The organism is Stenotrophomonas veracruzanensis (assembly GCF_032911525.1).
Lineage (GTDB): Bacteria > Pseudomonadota > Gammaproteobacteria > Xanthomonadales > Xanthomonadaceae > Stenotrophomonas > Stenotrophomonas africana.
Genome location: NZ_JAWJTI010000003.1, coordinates 301,723 through 318,056 on the forward strand (window position 1 = coordinate 301,723; position 16,334 = coordinate 318,056).

The 16,334-nt window shown below is 65.9% G+C and carries 15 protein-coding genes; all 15 read left to right on the plus strand.

Annotated elements, in window-relative coordinates; translation table 11 throughout:
* The first annotated feature begins 7 nt into the window (after positions 1 to 7).
* The 15 genes from flgK to R1H25_RS04850 all read left to right on the plus strand — a co-directional run bounded on the left by flgK (position 8) and on the right by R1H25_RS04850 (position 16,132).
* A complete protein-coding gene (flgK, locus tag R1H25_RS04780; protein ID WP_049446334.1) occupies positions 8 to 1,888 on the plus strand; it encodes a flagellar hook-associated protein FlgK in 1,881 nt (626 codons plus the stop codon).
* Positions 1,885 to 3,087: a flagellar hook-associated protein FlgL gene (flgL, locus tag R1H25_RS04785; RefSeq protein ID WP_317222895.1), complete on the plus strand. Its 1,203-nt coding sequence runs from the start codon at positions 1,885 to 1,887 to the stop codon at positions 3,085 to 3,087. Before flgK ends, flgL begins: the two co-directional genes overlap by 4 nt.
* Before the next feature lie 404 nt (positions 3,088 to 3,491).
* Positions 3,492 to 4,712 carry a flagellin gene (locus R1H25_RS04790; protein ID WP_019659613.1) on the plus strand — a complete coding sequence of 407 codons (1,221 nt, stop codon included), beginning with the start codon at positions 3,492 to 3,494 and terminating at the stop codon, positions 4,710 to 4,712.
* Between the two features lie 72 nt (positions 4,713 to 4,784).
* Entirely contained in the window at positions 4,785 to 5,978 is a 1,194-nt protein-coding gene (locus R1H25_RS04795; RefSeq protein WP_308305461.1) for a flagellin, read from the plus strand.
* Between the two features lie 72 nt (positions 5,979 to 6,050).
* Positions 6,051 to 7,229, plus strand: a complete 1,179-nt coding sequence (locus R1H25_RS04800; protein ID WP_057501107.1) for a flagellin — start codon at positions 6,051 to 6,053, stop codon at positions 7,227 to 7,229.
* A gap of 441 nt (positions 7,230 to 7,670) precedes the next feature.
* Entirely contained in the window at positions 7,671 to 9,089 is a 1,419-nt protein-coding gene (fliD, locus tag R1H25_RS04805) for a flagellar filament capping protein FliD (RefSeq protein WP_317222896.1), read from the plus strand.
* Positions 9,090 to 9,216: 127 nt separating this feature from the next.
* Entirely contained in the window at positions 9,217 to 9,633 is a 417-nt protein-coding gene (fliS, locus tag R1H25_RS04810) for a flagellar export chaperone FliS (RefSeq protein ID WP_005409561.1), read from the plus strand.
* Complete coding sequence (locus R1H25_RS04815; protein ID WP_088479347.1) at positions 9,630 to 9,923, plus strand: hypothetical protein; 294 nt, start codon at positions 9,630 to 9,632, stop codon at positions 9,921 to 9,923. Before fliS ends, R1H25_RS04815 begins: the two co-directional genes overlap by 4 nt.
* Positions 9,920 to 10,498, plus strand: a complete 579-nt coding sequence (locus R1H25_RS04820) for a PilZ domain-containing protein (protein WP_317222897.1) — start codon at positions 9,920 to 9,922, stop codon at positions 10,496 to 10,498. Before R1H25_RS04815 ends, R1H25_RS04820 begins: the two co-directional genes overlap by 4 nt.
* Positions 10,499 to 10,590: 92 nt before the next feature.
* Positions 10,591 to 11,223 (plus strand): response regulator transcription factor, encoded by a 633-nt coding sequence (locus R1H25_RS04825; protein WP_005413261.1) that lies wholly within the window; start codon positions 10,591 to 10,593, stop codon positions 11,221 to 11,223.
* Between the two features lie 438 nt (positions 11,224 to 11,661).
* Complete coding sequence (rpoN, locus tag R1H25_RS04830) at positions 11,662 to 13,071, plus strand: RNA polymerase factor sigma-54 (RefSeq protein WP_088479346.1); 1,410 nt, start codon at positions 11,662 to 11,664, stop codon at positions 13,069 to 13,071.
* A gap of 14 nt (positions 13,072 to 13,085) precedes the next feature.
* The gene (locus R1H25_RS04835; RefSeq protein WP_010485922.1) at positions 13,086 to 13,463 is read left to right on the plus strand and encodes a response regulator transcription factor; all 378 of its coding nucleotides are present in this window, start codon (positions 13,086 to 13,088) and stop codon (positions 13,461 to 13,463) included.
* Positions 13,460 to 14,965: a sigma-54 dependent transcriptional regulator gene (locus R1H25_RS04840; RefSeq protein WP_317222898.1), complete on the plus strand. Its 1,506-nt coding sequence runs from the start codon at positions 13,460 to 13,462 to the stop codon at positions 14,963 to 14,965. The genes R1H25_RS04835 and R1H25_RS04840 overlap by 4 nt, the downstream gene beginning before the upstream one ends.
* Positions 14,966 to 15,105: 140 nt before the next feature.
* Positions 15,106 to 15,585, plus strand: a complete 480-nt coding sequence (locus tag R1H25_RS04845; protein WP_317222899.1) for a hypothetical protein — start codon at positions 15,106 to 15,108, stop codon at positions 15,583 to 15,585.
* Positions 15,586 to 15,715: 130 nt separating this feature from the next.
* Complete coding sequence (locus R1H25_RS04850) at positions 15,716 to 16,132, plus strand: hypothetical protein (RefSeq protein ID WP_317222900.1); 417 nt, start codon at positions 15,716 to 15,718, stop codon at positions 16,130 to 16,132.
* The last annotated feature ends 202 nt before the right edge of the window (positions 16,133 to 16,334 follow it).

A 16,334-nucleotide genomic window follows, 5' to 3' on the forward strand; every position in this document is an offset into this window, starting at 1 on the left:
GAACCCCATGTCCAGCGTACTTTCCACCGGTACCGGTGCCCTGCTCGCCTTCCAGCGTGCGTTGGCGACCACCAGCCACAACGTGGCCAACCTCAATACGCCGGGCTACAGCCGGCAGAAGGTCAACTTCGCCACCGCTGATCCGCAGAACTACGGCTACGGCACGGTCGGCAACGGCACCCGCATCACTGACATCCGCCGCACCGCCGATCAGCTGGCCATCTCGCGCCTGCTCGACAGCAGCGGTGAGCTGGCGCGCCTGAAGCAGCTCTCCGGCATGGCCGACCGGGTCAACGCGCTGTTCTCCGACGCCGCCACCAACGTGGCCGGTGTGTGGTCGAACTTCTTCGACTCGGTCAGTGGCCTGTCCTCCAATGCGTCCGGCACCGCCGACCGCCAGAACATGCTCGATGGCGGCAAGGCGCTGGCCAACCGCTTCGTGCAGCTCAACACGCACCTGAACAACCTCAACAGCGAGGTCAACAACGGCCTGATGGCCGGTGCCACCGAGGTCAACCGCCTGGCGCAGGAGATCGCGCAGATCAACGGCGCCATCGGCACCAATCTCGCCACGGCCGCGCCTGACCTGCTTGATCGTCGCGACCAGCTGATCACCCAGCTGATCGGCTACACCGGTGGCACGGCGGTGATCCAGGACGGCGGCATCATGAATGTCTACACCGCCGGCGGCAACGCGCTGGTGGTGGGTACCACGGCGACCAAGGTCACCACCGTGGCCGACCCATACCAGCCCGAGCGCCTGCAGCTGGCGCTGGAGACCCAGGGCAACACGATCCGGCTTGACGCAAAGGCGGTCGGTGGCCAGATCGGTGGACTGCTGGAGTTCCGCGACACCGTGCTGACCCCGGCCCAGGCCGAACTGGGCAAGCTCGCCGTGGGCCTGGCCGAAACGTTCAACCAGGCCCATCACCAGGGCGTGGACATGTATGGCCAGCTGGGTGGCGACTTCTTCAACATCGGCAACCCGCGCGTCACCGCCAACAACGCCAACACCGGCACCGCGAGCCTGAGCGCCACCTATGGCGACCTCGGCAAGCTGGATGCACAGAACGTGGTGCTGCAGTTCGACGGCACCAACTGGAAGGCCAGCCGCGCCGACACCGGCGCCAGTGTTCCGCTGACCGGCACTGGCACCGCTGCCGACCCGCTGGTGATCAACGGCGTCAAAATGGTGGTCGGCGGCACCCCGGCCGCCAACGATCGGTTCCTGCTCCAGCCCACCGCAGGTGTGGCCGGCAGCATGGAAGTGGCGATCACCGATCCCTCGCGCATCGCCGCTGCCGCTGCGGTGAAGGGCGCGGCCGCAACCTCCAACACCGGCACCGGCAAGCTCAGCGGGGTCACCGTCAGCGATTCGACCAACGCCAACCTGCGCAATCCGGCCGCGATCGTGTTCACCTCGGCCACCACCTACACCATCGATGGCGGCCCGCCGCAGACCTACACCCCCGGCCAGACCATCAGTGCCAACGGTTGGAGCTTCGTGCTGGACGGCGCTCCGAAAGTCGGCGACACCTTCAACATCACCCCGACCCCGGCCGGCTCCTCGGACAACAGCAATGCCGCCAAGCTGGCCAAGGTCGAGAGCGCCAAGGCGTTCAACGCTGGCACCGTGACGCTGAACGGCGCGCTGGGCGGCCTCACCACCCAGGTCGGCGCCGCAGCACGTTCGGCCGAGTACTCGCTGGACGCCCAGCTGGTGATCAATGACAAGGCGCAGGAAGCGCGCGATGAAGTGTCCGGCGTCAACCTGGACGAGGAAGCCGCCGACATGCTGCGCCTGCAGCAGGCCTACCAGGCGGCCTCGCAGCTGATCTCCACCGCCGACAGCATGTTCCAGACCATCCTGGGAGCCGTCCGCCGATGAGCAGCCGCATCTCCACCAGCATGATGTTCAATCAGTCCGTGTCGCTGATGATGGCCAAGCAGGCCAAGCTCAGCCACTTGGAGCAGCAGATCGCCACCGGCAGCAAGATCGTCAGCGCCAAGGACGATCCGGTCGGCGCCGGCGCTGCGGTGGGCCTTGACCGCAGCCTGGCGGCCCTGGACCGGATGAAGCTCAATGCCGGCAACGTGCAGAACCGGCTGGGCGTGCAGGAAAACACCCTGGCCCAGGTCAATGATCTGATGGGCCGGGTCAACGACCTGACCATCCAGGCCAGCAACCCGGCTTTGAGCGCCGCCGACAAGAAGACGCTGATCACCGAGCTGAACCAGATCCGTGACGGCCTGCTTTCGCTGGCCAACGCCGAGGACGGCACCGGTCGCTATGTATTCGGCGGTACCAACGACGGCGACCCGCCGTTCGCCAAGATCAATGGCAAGGTGGTCTACCGCGGTGACCAGACCCAGCGCCAGATCGAGGTTGGCCCCGATACCTACGTGCGCGATGCCCTGCCCGGCAGCGAGATCTTCATGCGCATTCCTACTGGGGACGGCTTCGTCGATGGTGTTGCCGCCGCCGGCAATACCGGCAACGGCGTGCTGACCAACATCACCCGCGATGGCAGCGACAGCTGGAACGGCCAGTCCTTCAGCATCCGCTTCACCGCCGCCGACCAGTACCAGGTACTGGACGGTGCTGGCAACGTGACCGGCACCGGCACGTTCAAGGCCGGTGACAACGTCGAAGTCAACGGTGTACGCCTGCAGATCACCGGCGCACCCGCTGCCGGTGACAGCTTCAGTGTGAAGCCGGCAACCAGCCGCGACATCTTCGACACCATGGACAAGCTGATTGCCGCGCTTGATGCCGACACCGGCACCACCGCCAAGATGAGCGCGCAGCAGAACGAACTGCAGAGCGCCCTGCGCGATGTGGCCCGTGCGTCGGAGCGGATGATCGATTCGCGTGCGGCCGGCGGTGCGCAACTGAAGGCGCTGGACAATGCCGCCGACATGCGAGAGGCCAACGGCGTGACCCTGAAGACCACGCTGTCGCAGATGCGCGACCTGGACTACGCCGATGCACTGAGCCAGTACCAGCTGCAGAGCACTGCGCTGCAGGCGGCGCAGACGATCTTCTCGCAGATGCAGTCGATGTCGTTGTTCAACAAGATCCGCTGACGCTTCCCCAGCGTCACCATTTGAAGGCCGCGATGCCCTGCATCGCGGCCTTTTTCGTTTCTGCGGTCCGTTGCCGCGGAACACGCCGGCCCACCAGCACGCCCTGCGCGCATTTTCCGTGATTGCCCATCAAGCCAGGCTGGCCCCCGCCGATACCTTCATCAGCGCTGGCTGGGCTTGCCCAGCCGCCCCTTCCGGGGGCACTTCCACGCCCTTCCAGGGCTGGAAAACCCCGGGAAAACAGCCTCCGGCAACGAATTACGGCTTCAACGGAATTCACGGCTAAAGGTTGTTGACAAAGCGCCGTTATTCATTTGGCAACAGCGAAGCACACAGCCACACAAAAAAACAGGCGGCGCTTCGTTTCATTCACCAACGGGTTCCATATAAGAGGAGACGACCCCATGGCACAGGTAATCAACACCAATACGATGTCGCTCAACGCTCAGCGCAACCTGAGCACCAGCGGCAGCTCGCTCGCTACGACCATCCAGCGCCTCTCGTCCGGCCTGCGCATCAACAGCGCGAAGGACGACGCGGCCGGCCTGGCCATCAGCGAGCGCTTCACCACCCAGATCCGTGGTCTGGACGTGGCCATCCGCAACGCCAACGACGGCATCTCGCTGGCCCAGGTCGCCGAGGGTTCGCTGAACGAAGTCGGCAACAACCTGCAGCGCATCCGCGAACTGGGCGTGCAGGCCTCCAACGCCACCAACTCGGCCAGCGACCGCAAGGCCCTGCAGGCCGAAGTGACCCAGCTGGTCTCGGAAATCGACCGCGTGGCCAAGCAGGCCGACTTCAACGGCACCAAGCTGCTGGATGGCAGCTTCACCAGCCAGCTGTTCCAGGTCGGCGCCAACGCCGGCCAGGCCATCGCCATCAACAGCGTGGTCAACGCCAAGGCCGATTCACTGGGCGCGGCCACCTTCGCCAACGGCTACACCGGCACCAGCCTGGCAGCTGCCGACAAGGCCACCGCCGACACCACCTACTCGGGCCTGCAGGTCTCGGTCACTCCGCCGGGTGGCACCGCCACCACGGTCACCATCAGTGACTTCACCGTGAAGGCCGGCGAATCGATCACCTCGGCCACCGCTGCGGCGATCAACAACAAGCTGGGCGAAACCGGCGTGGTTGCTTCGGTCAACGCCGGTGTCATCAGCCTGGCATCGGTCAAGGATGGCCAGACCTTTGCTCTGGGCGTCAGCGCCGCAACGCCGCCGACCGGCGTCACCGCCGCCACCCTCGCCGGCCTGGGCCTGACCGAGACCAGCACCAACGGCGGCACCCTGACTGGTGCAGCGGTCAGCTTCGTCAAGGACCTGAACGTCACCACCGCCGAGGGCGCGCAGAAGGCGATGTCGATCGTCGACAAGGCGCTGGAGTCGGTCAACAGCGTCCGCGCCGACCTCGGCGCGATCCAGAACCGCTTCACCTCGGTGGTGGCCAACCTGCAGACCTCCTCGGAGAACCTGTCGGCATCGCGCAGCCGCATCCGCGATACCGACTTCGCCAAGGAAACCGCCGAGCTGACCCGCACCCAGATCCTGCAGCAGGCCGGTACGGCCATGCTGGCCCAGGCCAACCAGGTACCGCAGAACGTGCTCAGCCTGTTGCAGCGCTGACATGAGCCGCCCCCGGGGCACGTCGGGGGCGTCTAACCCAACTCACGTGCAACCGCTCAAGGACCTCTCCTCATGGCACAAGTCATCAACACCAATACGATGTCGTTGAATGCTCAGCGTAACCTGAGCACCAGCGGCAGCTCGCTGGCCACCACCATCCAGCGCCTGTCCTCCGGTTCGCGCATCAACAGCGCCAAGGACGACGCAGCCGGCCTGGCGATCTCCGAGCGCTTCGGCACGCAGATCCGCGGTACCGACGTCGCCATCCGCAACGCCAACGACGGTATCTCGCTGGCCCAGGTCGCCGAAGGCTCGCTGACCGAGATCGGCAACAACCTGCAGCGCGTCCGCGAACTGTCGGTGCAGGCCTCCAACGCCACCAACTCGGCCAGCGACCGCAAGGCCCTGCAGGCCGAAGTGACCCAGCTGGTCTCGGAAATCGACCGCGTGGCCAAGCAGTCGGACTTCAACGGCACCAAGCTGCTGGACGGTTCGTTCTCCAGCCAGCTGTTCCAGGTGGGCGCCAACGCCGGCCAGGCCATCGCCATCGACAAGACCATCGACGCCAAGGCCAACGCCCTGGGTGGTGCCCGCTTCGATACCAACGCGCTGGCCCTGGCCGATCCGGGCACCAACGCTGACTTCAGCACCACCGGCCTGTCCATCAATGGCGTGGCCATCGCTGACGTCTCGGTCAAGCAGGGCGCCGACGCCGCTGCCACCGGCAAGGCCTCGCGTGAAGCGCTGGTGACCGCGATCAACGCAAAGATCGGCGAGACCGGTGTCTACGCCGAAGTGAACGGCACCGCCGGCGTCACCCTGACCTCGGTCAAGGACAGCGCCAACGCTGATGGCTCGTTCAAGGCGATCACCGCGACCCCCGGCACCTGGGCAGGCAACACGCAGGCGACCTTCACGGCCACTGCCGATGCTGCGGCGCCGGCCGCCAAGTACGCCAGCAACCTGGACGTGAGCACCGTGAAGGGCGCCCAGCAGGCAATGGAAATCGTCGACAAGGCCCTGGGTGCGATCAACAGCACCCGCGCCGACCTCGGCGCGATCCAGAACCGCTTCACCTCGGTGGTGGCCAACCTGCAGACCTCGTCGGAAAACCTGTCCTCGTCGCGCAGCCGCATCAAGGACACCGACTTCGCCAAGGAAACCGCCGAGCTGACCCGCACCCAGATCCTGCAGCAGGCCGGTACGGCCATGCTGGCCCAGGCCAACCAGGTGCCGCAGGGCGTGCTCAGCCTGTTGCAGCGCTGACATGAGCCGCCCCCGGGGCACGTCGGGGGCGTCTAACCCAACTCACGTGCAACCGCTCAAGGACCTCTCCCCATGGCACAAGTCATCAACACCAACACGATGTCGCTGAATGCTCAGCGTAACCTGAGCACCAGCGGCAGCTCGCTGGCCACCACCATCCAGCGCCTGTCCTCCGGTTCGCGCATCAACAGCGCCAAGGACGACGCCGCCGGCCTGGCGATCTCCGAGCGCTTCGGCACCCAGATCCGCGGTACCGACGTCGCCATCCGCAACGCCAACGACGGCATCTCGCTGGCCCAGGTCGCCGAAGGTTCGCTGACCGAAATCGGCAACAACCTGCAGCGCGTCCGCGAGCTGTCGGTGCAGGCCTCCAACGCCACCAACTCGGCCAGTGACCGCAAGGCGCTGCAGGCCGAAGTGACCCAGCTGGTCTCGGAAATCGACCGCGTCGCCAAGCAGTCGGACTTCAACGGCACCAAGCTGCTGGACGGTTCGTTCTCCAGCCAGCTGTTCCAGGTCGGCGCCAACGCCGGCCAGTCGATCGCCATCGACAAGACCATCGACGCCAAGGCGGGCTCGCTGGGCACCTCGACCTTCGCGACCGGTGCAACCGCGGCCCTGACTGCCAGCACCGACGGTGCGCGCTTCTCGGGCACGGTGATGGGCGTGGATATCGGCACCGTCGAAGTGAAGGCCGGCGCCACCACGGCTGACGCATCCAAGGCCGTTGCAACCGCCATCAACGCCAAGATCGGCGAGGCCGGCATCTACGCCGAAGCCAACGCCGACGGCACCCTGAAGCTGAGCTCGGTGAAGGAAGGCAAGGCCGTTGCCACTGCCGACATCGCCCTGATGCGCAGCGACTACGACGCCACTGCCAAGACCTGGGGCACTGCGGCCGCCGCCGGTGCCTACACCGCCGGTGCTGACACTTCGGCCAACGTGCAGAAGCTGGACGTGAGCACCGTGCTCGGCGCGCAGCAGGCCCTGGAAGTGGTCGACAAGGCCCTGGGTGCGATCAACAGCACCCGCGCCGACCTCGGTGCGATCCAGAACCGCTTCACCTCGGTGGTGGCCAACCTGCAGACCTCGTCGGAAAACCTGTCCTCGTCGCGCAGCCGCATCAAGGACACCGACTTCGCCAAGGAAACCGCCGAACTGACCCGCACCCAGATCCTGCAGCAGGCCGGTACGGCCATGCTGGCCCAGGCCAACCAGGTGCCGCAGGGCGTGCTCAGCCTGCTGCGCTGATACACGGCAAGAAGGCGCTGCTGCCGTCGGGTCGAACCGACGGCAGCGGCAACCGGGAAGCCACGATGCACGAAGGCGCGGGCCATGCCCGGCCCGGGATCACTCCCGAACCGGCTTGGCATCGCCCGCTCCTGCGGACCTCTCTTTCAGCGCTGTACCTTTGACTGTACGTACCGGGCGGCTTCGTCTCCCCCCGATTGTCAGTAGCCTGATCCCTCCCCTGCATTGGGGGAGGGCTTTTTGCAGACTCCCGGCAGCCCGCGGTGAACCTACCCGCACCCTGCCCCAACCCTCCTGCAACCCGCGTGCCAGAACCCGCGCCGGAGCATTGGCACGGCACATGCATCAACGAAGTCCTCAAGACCCAGCGGCGCAGGCCGCTATTTTCGTTGACGACGGGCCACCGCACGGCGGCCAGGCCCGGATACCAGGAGAAACGACGTGGCAGACTTTGGATACGGTGGCATTGGCTCGGGACTCAATATCTCGGACATCGTCAACCAGCTGGTCGCAGCCGACCGCAAGCCCGCCGACAATGCGCTGAACCTGCAGCAGTCCAAGGCCAAGATGCAGCTGTCGTCGATCGGCACCGTCACGGCGGCCTTCGATAAGCTGAAGACCGCTCTGACTGCGCTCAAGGCCACGACGGCCTTCGACACCCGCACCGTCACCGCCACGGGCAAGGCCGGTCCGAACAATGCAGATGATGTGCTGACGGCATCGGTGGCGCTGTACGACGTGGGCACGACCAAGGCAGCGGCCTCCAACGGCACGCATCAAGTGGAGGTGAAATCCCTCGCCACGGCACACAAGCTGATTGCCGACACCTCGGTACCCAAGACCGACACCTTCGGCGCCGGAACCTTGACGCTGACCGTTGGCGTGGGCGACAAGGCAAAGACCATGAACGTGGCGGTGGAGGACGGCGACACCCTGACCACCATCCGCAACAAGATCGATGCCGCCGGGCGCAAGGAAGGCGTGCAGGCCACGCTGATCAGCTCGGGCGACAACCAGTATCTGTCGATCGCCCAGGAAAAGACCGGTGCCGCCAATGCGATCAAGCTGGAGTATGCCGGCAGCGACCCGAAGCTGGGTGCACTGGTCGGCAGTCTGAAGCAGAACACCGCTGCAGCGGATGCCGAACTGACCATCGATGGCGTGAACGTGGTCAGTGCCAGCAACACGGTGACCGATGCGGTACCTGGCCTGACCCTGAACCTGAAAATTCCCGGCAAGAGCACCGTGGTGATCAGCACCGACACGGCCGCCGCGACCAAGGTCATGCAGGAGTTCGTGACCGCCTATAACGCGGCGATCGCGGCGATCAACACTGAAACCAAGTACGACGCCAAGACCAAGGAAGCCGCCACCCTGACCGGCGACGCGCAGATGCGCGGCGCCTCCAGCCAGTTGCGTTCGATGATGTCGAGCGTACTGAAGGAGCTCTCCGCCGACGGCCTGGACCCGAAGGTGCTGGGCCTGCAGACCCGTGGCTATCCCAACGCCGACGGCAGCCTGGTGCTCGACACCACCAAGTTTGCCGCAGCACTGGCCAGCCAGCCTGAAAAGATCCGCTCTGCCATCACTGGTGACACCGGCGGTGCTGGCACGCTGTACACCATGGTTGACGGCTACGTCAGCACCACCGTCGGCAAGGAAGGCGCCTTCGTCGCCCGCACCAAGGGCCTGAACACCACGCTGGACAACATCGACAAGCGCCGCAAGGACCTCGACACGCGCATGAAGAACGTCGAGGAACGCTACAAGAAGCAGTTCCTGGCGCTCGACAGCCTGATGGGCAAACTGCAGCAGAGCAACTCCGCACTGCAGCAGCAGCTGGCACAGCTGAACCGCTAAAGGACTGCGTGCAACGCTCAAGTTTGGCGCGCAACGCACCGATAACGGACGCAACAGCAATCATCGCCGCGCCGCCGGTACCGATCCCACGATCAGCCGGCGGCACCCCGCGCAAGGAGAATCACGAATGTACGGTTCCAGCCGTCAATATGCCGAGCAGTACCGCCAGGTGGGAGTGACCAGTGCGGTCGCCGATGCCGATCCGCACAAGCTGGTGGCGATGCTGCTGGCCGGCGCGCTGGAGCGCGTACGGCGCGCGCTGGCCAGCCTTGAGCGCGGCGACCAGGCCGGCAAGGGCAAGGCGATCGGCGAGGTCTGTGCGATTGTCGGCCACCTCAACGGCTCGCTGGATCATGAAGCCGGCGGCGAGATCGCCGGGAATCTGTCGGCGCTGTACGACTACGTGCTGCAGCGCCTGACCGAGGCCAACCTGCACAACGATCGTGCCGCGCTGGATGAATCGCTTCAGCTGCTGGGCGAGATCGACAGCGCCTGGAATGCGATCCCGCAGGAACAGCGCCGCCCGGCCGCGGTGGCACCATGAGCCTGCACGAACTGCACGCCCAGCTGGACGCCTTCGAGAAGGCCCTGGGCGACGAGTCCCTCGAGCAGGCCGACAGCCTGCTCGACGGTCACGACAGCACCCTGCATGCACTGCTCAGCCAGCCGCTGACCGCCGCCGACCACGCGCCGCTGACCGCGCTGTTCGAACGCCAGCAGAATCTGCTCGGCCTGCTGCGCCAGCGCCGTGATGCAGCAGCCGCACTGATGAACGACGGCCAGCGCTCCCTTCGCGCGGCACATGCCTACCTGCAGGCAGAATCGCTGGCATGACCCAACTGCCGACCACGTCGCTGCATCATCCGGCCGAAAGCGAGCTGTTCGACGAGACGCTCAGCTGCGAGCTGGCCCTGCCGGCCGAGTTCCAGGCAGGCAGCGCGGCTGGTCGCACCAGCAGCGCTGAAGGCCTGCTGCGCAGCCTGGCGCTGGTTGAAGACAGCCGCGTTGACGAACATGACGACCGCAATGAAGCCAGCCTGCAGTTGCAGCGGCTGGAGGCCAAGCTGGATCTGGCGATGGTGCTGCTCGGCCGTCTGGTACGCCAGCAGGGCCAGGAACTGACCCTGCGCCCCGTGCGCTGGTCGCGCCGCGGCATCCGCCTGCAGCTGGGCCCACGCAGTGGCGCCAGCCCCGGCCAGGCCGGCGTGGTGCGCCTGCAGCCCAGCGATTGGCTGCCCGACCACATCGACCTGCCGGTGGAAGTGATCGCCGAAGCGGCGGACGGTGGCGGCGGTCACTACCTGTGGCTGCGTTTCAAGCGTCTTGGCGATGGCCTTGAGATGGCAATGGAGCGGCACTTGTTCCGCCTGCACCGCCGCCAGGTGGCCGAGGCGCGCCGCGCCCGCTGAAACCTGCCACCATCACGCTTTGCGGGCAAGCCTTGGCGCGCCCGTTCAGCTAAGTTAAGGTGGACTCCCCTACACGGATCTGTTGCGTGCCTGTGCGAGTTCTCATCGTCGACGATCACACCCTCGTCCGCGCCGGCCTGGCGCGGCTGCTGCAGGGGTTTGCCGACGTGCAGCTTGTTGCCGAGGCCAGCAACGCCGAACAGGCACTGCAGCTGGCCCTGCAGCACGCACCGGATGTGGTGCTGATGGACCTCTCGCTGCCGGGCCGCACCGGCCTGGAAGCACTCAGCGACATCCGCCTGCGCGCGCCCGGTACCCGGGTGGTGATGATGACCATGCACGACGATGCCGCTCACGTGCGCGATGCGCTGGATCGGGGCGCGGTCGGGTTCGTGGTCAAGGATGCAGCACCGCAGGAGCTGGAACTGGCGCTGCGCGCCGCGCACGCCGGCCAGGTGTTCCTGAGCCCGCAGATCTCCGCCAAGATGCTGGCACCGATGCTGGGCCGCGAGAAGCCCACCGGCATCGCCGCGCTGTCGCCGCGCCAGCGCGAGATCCTGCGCCGCATCGGCAAGGGTGAGAGCAACAAGGAAATCGCCGCCGACCTCGGCATCAGCGTCAAGACGGTGGAGACCCACCGCGCACGCATGATGGAATCGCTCGGCTGCCGCCGCGCCAACGATCTGCTGCTGCTGGCCGCGCGCCACCAGCACGAGCTGGAGTAAGCGCCAGCCTCGGCGTGACGAAGCGATGGCTGGGTAGAGTGGGCTGTTGGTAGAGTCGACTGTCAGTCGACTTGCGCGCGGAGCGCGGGACTTTTCCTTGGTCTGATCGGAGAGCAGTCGACTGACAGTCGACTCTACCGGTGATCGTCTCTATCGACAGCCGACGCAGCCAACCCGCACCCAGCGTCGAATTCCCGTCATCCCGACACTCCCCGACAGGAATCCGTACACGGCGCAGCCCGATCAATCCGGGCCCTGCACTGGAAATCAGCAACTTAGCAGCGATCATCGTCAACAATCCGCGTCGATGTAGGGAATACCCCTACACCCTGTCAGGATATTCACCAAGCCCCTCAGGAACCCCCTGATTCCGCCCCCGCCGGATCAAAAGCAAGATGTGTTCCACAAGGCGCCGGGGAGCGGTGCCGGGGAACCACGATGAAGGCTGCACTCTCGACCCAGCTGGGCCAACAACTTCACCTCACCCCGCAGTTGCTGCAGTCGATCCGGCTGCTGCAGCTCGATGGCCTGCACCTGGAGCAGGAAATCCAGCGCCTGCTGGACTCCAACCCGCTGCTGGAGATCGAAGAGGCCGAAGCACCCGCCGCCGATGCCACCGAGGCCAGTGCCACCACGATGGACACCGCCGCCTTCGACGAACTGCCCGAGTCGTCGATGTGGGACGTGGCCGGCGCCAGCTGGCAGGACGGCGACGACGACCGCATGGCGCGCATCGCCGCCGGCGAATCGACCGACCCGCAGCTGCGGGTGCTGCAGCGCCTGTCGCTGGACATGGACGACCGCCAGCTGGCCGTCGCAGCATTCTGGCTCGATCACTGCGACGAGGCCGGCTACCTGCAGGCACCGCTGGACCAGCTGCAGCTGCTGGCCAGCGCCCAGTTCGATATCGCCGCCGACGGCGTCGAAGCCATCCGCCAGCAACTGCTGCACGGCGAGCCCGCCGGCATGGCCGCGCAGGACCTGCGCGAAGGCCTGCAGGCGCAGCTGCGCAGCCTCCACGGCGTAGTCCCCGCCCGCCACCTGGCCACCCGCATTCTCGATGGCGCACTCGAAGCGCTGGCCGCGCACGACTACCCCGCCCTCGCCCGCCTGCACGACGCCGAGATCGACGACGTGCGCGAAGCCGTGCGCCTGATTCTCTCGCTGCAGCCGCGCCCGGGTGACAGCCTGCTGCCCGAACGCAATGCCGTGGTGGTGCCGGACGTGGTCGCCTGGCACGCCGACGATCAGTGGAAGGTCGCTCTGAACCCGGCCACCAGCCGCCGCGTCTCGATCAACAGCCAGTACGAACAGGCCCTGGCCGAGACCAGCGAGGCCGCACCGGCACTGCGCGAAATGCTGCAGGAAGCGCGCTGGTTCAGCCGCGGCCTGTCGATGCGCTACGACACCCTTCTGCGCACCGCGCGGGTGATCGTCGAGCGCCAGGCCGCGTTCCTGGTGCGAGGCGAGGAGGCCATGGCGCCGCTGACCCTGAAGGAAGTGGCCGAGGAAATCGGCATGCACGAGTCCACCGTCTCGCGCATCACCACCGGCAAGTTCCTGCAGACCCCCCGTGGCACCTTCGAACTGAAGCACTTCTTCGCCGTGCGCCTGGAAGGTGCCAGCGTCTCCGGCCAGGCCGTGAAGGCCATGGTCCGCCGCCTGATCGACGCCGAACCGGCCGGCCGCCCGCTGGCCGACGAGGCCATCGCCGGCCTGCTGTCGCGACAGGGGGTGAACATCGCCCGCCGAACCGTCGCAAAATACCGAGAACAACTGGACATCGCCCCGGCCCGTGAACGGCGCCGGCTTGGCGCCAGGCAACCGCAGCTGGCCCGGGTGGGCTGAAAAGGATGTTGGACATGAACAAGCTCACGGTCCTGTTGGTCGATGACCACGAGGGCTTCATCAATGCGGCGATGCGCCATTTCCGCAAGATCGACTGGCTGCAGATCGTCGGCAGCGCCGGCAACGGCCTGGAAGCGATCGAGCGCTCGGAGACGCTGCGCCCGCAGGTGGTGCTGATGGACCTGGCCATGCCGGAAATGGGTGGCCTGCAGGCCACCCGCCTGATCAAGTCGCAGGACGATGCACCGTACATCGTGATCGCCAGCCACTTCGACGACGCCGAGCACCGCGAACACGCGCTGCGCGCCGGCGCCGACAATTTTGTCAGCAAGCTGTCCTACATCCAGGAAGTCATGCCGATCCTGGAAGGCCTCAGGGAGGATCGATCGTGAGCGAATCGCGCATCCTGGTGCTGGACAACGACGCCGTGCGCGCAGAGCGCACCGTTGCCCTGCTGGAATTCATGGACTTCAACCCGCGCTGGGTTTCCGACGCGGCCGACTTCGACCTGGGCCGCCAGCGCCAGAACGACTGGATGGCGGTGATCGTCGGCAGCCTGGACGACACCGCCGCCAGCACCGCGCTGTACCACTGGCTGGGCGGCAGCAGCCTGCCGCCACCGGTGCTGCTGGCCGATGGTGATGCCACTGCGTTTGCCCAGCAGCACGGGCTGCACGAAGCCAACATCTGGCCGCTGGAAACGCCGCTGCGCCATGCGCAGATGGAAGCCCTGCTGCGCCGCGCCAGCCTCAAGCGCCTGGACGCCGAGCACCAGGCCGGCGCCGCGCAGGATCAAGGCCCGACCGGCAACGGCCCGGCGGTGACTGCGTTGCGCACGATGATCGAGCAGGTTGCCGCGTTCGATACCACCGTACTGGTGCTGGGCGAATCCGGTACCGGCAAGGAAGTCGTGTCGCGTGCGATCCACCAGCGCTCGCCGCGCCGTGATGGCCCGTTCGTGGCGATCAACTGCGGCGCCATTCCGGCTGACCTGCTGGAAAGCGAGCTGTTCGGCCATGAGAAGGGCGCCTTCACTGGCGCGCTGACCGCGCGCAAGGGACGTTTCGAAATGGCCGAGGGCGGCACCCTGCTGCTCGACGAAATCGGCGACATGAGCCTGCCGATGCAGGTGAAGCTGCTGCGCGTGCTGCAGGAACGCAGCTTCGAGCGCGTCGGTGGCAACCAGACCATCCGCTGCAATGTCCGCGTCGTGGCCGCGACCCATCGCGACCTGGAAACCCGCATCGCCGAAGGCAAGTTCCGCGAGGATCTGTTCTACCGCCTCAACGTGTTCCCGATCGACGTGCCCGCCCTGCGCGAGCGCCGCGAAGACCTGCCTGCGCTGGTGGAAACCATCGCCGCACAGCTGGCGCGCACCGGCCGTGGCGAAGTGCGCTTCACCCCGGAAGCCCTGCAGGCACTGGCCGGCTATGACTGGCCGGGCAATGTACGTGAACTGACCAACCTGGTCGAGCGCCTGGCGGTGCTGCATCCGGGCGGTTCGGTGCGCGTGCAGGACCTGCCGGCCCGCTATCGTGGCGATGCGGCACTGGCCGCAGTCGCCACGCCGGCACCGGCACAGCCAGCCGCCAGCGAAGAACGCCTGGACCTGCGCAGTTTCTCGTTCCATACCCCGGGCAGCGGCAGCCAACCGGCACTGGAGCACGGCATTGCCGTCAATCGCACTGCGGCCCCGGCGGCCCTGCCCGACGACGGCCTGGACCTGCGCAACCACATGGCCAACATCGAACTGGGCCTGATCAACGAAGCACTGGAACGCACCCAGGGCGTTGTCGCCCACGCCGCCCAGCTGCTCGGCCTGCGCCGCACCACCCTGGTGGAAAAGCTGCGCAAGTACGGCATCGAGCGCGAGCAGGCCGAACTGGCCGGCTGAACCGCGTCACCAGCATGAAGGGGGCACCAACGCCTGGGCTTGCCCGGGCGTTGGTGTTTGTGGGATTTGCAACTATTCCCAATGCGCTTCACTCCGGGACGCAATAGCCTCAAGGGTTGCGATTGCCACCGAGGAATGTCATGAGCGAGACCTTTGAAGGCTCCATGCAGGAAATACTGGAATCCATGCTCAGCGTTTGTCTGGAGTACGGAGAGAATCGCGTGGACGGTGTGTACCTGTACGGCGCAGCGGAAGCTGGTACTTCCTCTGCAGACGTCTTCTATGAAATAGGTAGCGGCATCTACAGGATTCACGAGTTGAACGACTCTCCCGCCGCCCGAAATGGACAGCAATTTGATGTATCAGATGACCGCGGGTTCGCCTTGCTGAACCTTCTTCTGGACGACTTTGACCGCTTGATTGAGCTTCATGAAGGTCACAATCGGGAGCCTCCTACCCAGCTAAAGGCGCACTTCGACGCCGTTGCTGGAAAGCTAAGCCTCAAGTTCAGCTATGACCTTCATTTCACCAATACCGAGGATCTCCTACCGAGTGACTTTTTCGAAGCGTGGCTCCAGGAAGTGAAGGAGCGCACCTCAAACGCCAGTGTCGACGGTTAGCCGGGAGCGCAATTCCGGAACGAAGATGAGGCCACCGTGGTCAGCTGACCCCGTTTCATTTGCACGTTTTCCTAGAGACAACGCGGCCGCAGTGCGGAGCATGGCAGGGACAACCCAAGGAGGTCCCACCATGCATCACCTGATCCTGCTCGCCGCCCTGCTCTTCCCGGTCCTGGCCACTGCCGCCAACTGCTCCCTGCCGACCACTCTGGACCAACGCCAGTTCACCAACCTCAGCGACCCGTTGTACGCGCCCGACAACTCCAACGCCGGGCGCATGGTGCAGCTCAGCTTTGCTGGCAGCCAGTACGTGCTGGACATCCTCGGCACCGACCTCCGCATCGGAGGTAGCTACCGCTATCAGCGCCTGGCCCCGCATATCGCGGAAATCCAGATGACCGAGGCCTACCCGGCCGGTCCCGCCCACTACACCCTGCTGCTGACCTGCCAGAGCAACCATCAGGGTCGCTTCATCTACCCCCAGCACGACGGCCCCATCGCACCGCGCCAGCGCCAGAATTCCGGCCACTGGACCCTGCAGCCGTAGGCCAGAAAACCGACGCCGGTTAAATGGCGCCTCCAATGGGGTCAGATCCCGAGCCGACCAAAGCGTGTCGACCAAGGTCGACACCCACCAAGAACAGCGTGCCGACCAACGGTCAGCACCCACCAACAGCAGCGGGAAACTGTCTAGGGCGGGGTGGGTCCGGTTGCGGGGGCGTGAGCCGCATGGATGCGGCGACCGAGCT

What these genes read in the sequence shown, in the direction of transcription:
- flgK (WP_049446334.1), top strand. Translation starts at nt 8, where the DNA reads ATGTCCAGCGTACTTTCCACCGGTACCGGTGCCCTGCTCGCCTTCCAG.
- flgL (WP_317222895.1), top strand. Translation starts at nt 1,885, where the DNA reads ATGAGCAGCCGCATCTCCACCAGCATGATGTTCAATCAGTCCGTGTCG.
- R1H25_RS04790 (WP_019659613.1), top strand. Translation starts at nt 3,492, where the DNA reads ATGGCACAGGTAATCAACACCAATACGATGTCGCTCAACGCTCAGCGC.
- R1H25_RS04795 (WP_308305461.1), top strand. Translation starts at nt 4,785, where the DNA reads ATGGCACAAGTCATCAACACCAATACGATGTCGTTGAATGCTCAGCGT.
- R1H25_RS04800 (WP_057501107.1), top strand. Translation starts at nt 6,051, where the DNA reads ATGGCACAAGTCATCAACACCAACACGATGTCGCTGAATGCTCAGCGT.
- fliS (WP_005409561.1), top strand. Translation starts at nt 9,217, where the DNA reads ATGTACGGTTCCAGCCGTCAATATGCCGAGCAGTACCGCCAGGTGGGA.
- R1H25_RS04815 (WP_088479347.1), top strand. Translation starts at nt 9,630, where the DNA reads ATGAGCCTGCACGAACTGCACGCCCAGCTGGACGCCTTCGAGAAGGCC.
- R1H25_RS04820 (WP_317222897.1), top strand. Translation starts at nt 9,920, where the DNA reads ATGACCCAACTGCCGACCACGTCGCTGCATCATCCGGCCGAAAGCGAG.
- rpoN (WP_088479346.1), top strand. Translation starts at nt 11,662, where the DNA reads ATGAAGGCTGCACTCTCGACCCAGCTGGGCCAACAACTTCACCTCACC.
- R1H25_RS04835 (WP_010485922.1), top strand. Translation starts at nt 13,086, where the DNA reads ATGAACAAGCTCACGGTCCTGTTGGTCGATGACCACGAGGGCTTCATC.
- R1H25_RS04845 (WP_317222899.1), top strand. Translation starts at nt 15,106, where the DNA reads ATGAGCGAGACCTTTGAAGGCTCCATGCAGGAAATACTGGAATCCATG.
- R1H25_RS04850 (WP_317222900.1), top strand. Translation starts at nt 15,716, where the DNA reads ATGCATCACCTGATCCTGCTCGCCGCCCTGCTCTTCCCGGTCCTGGCC.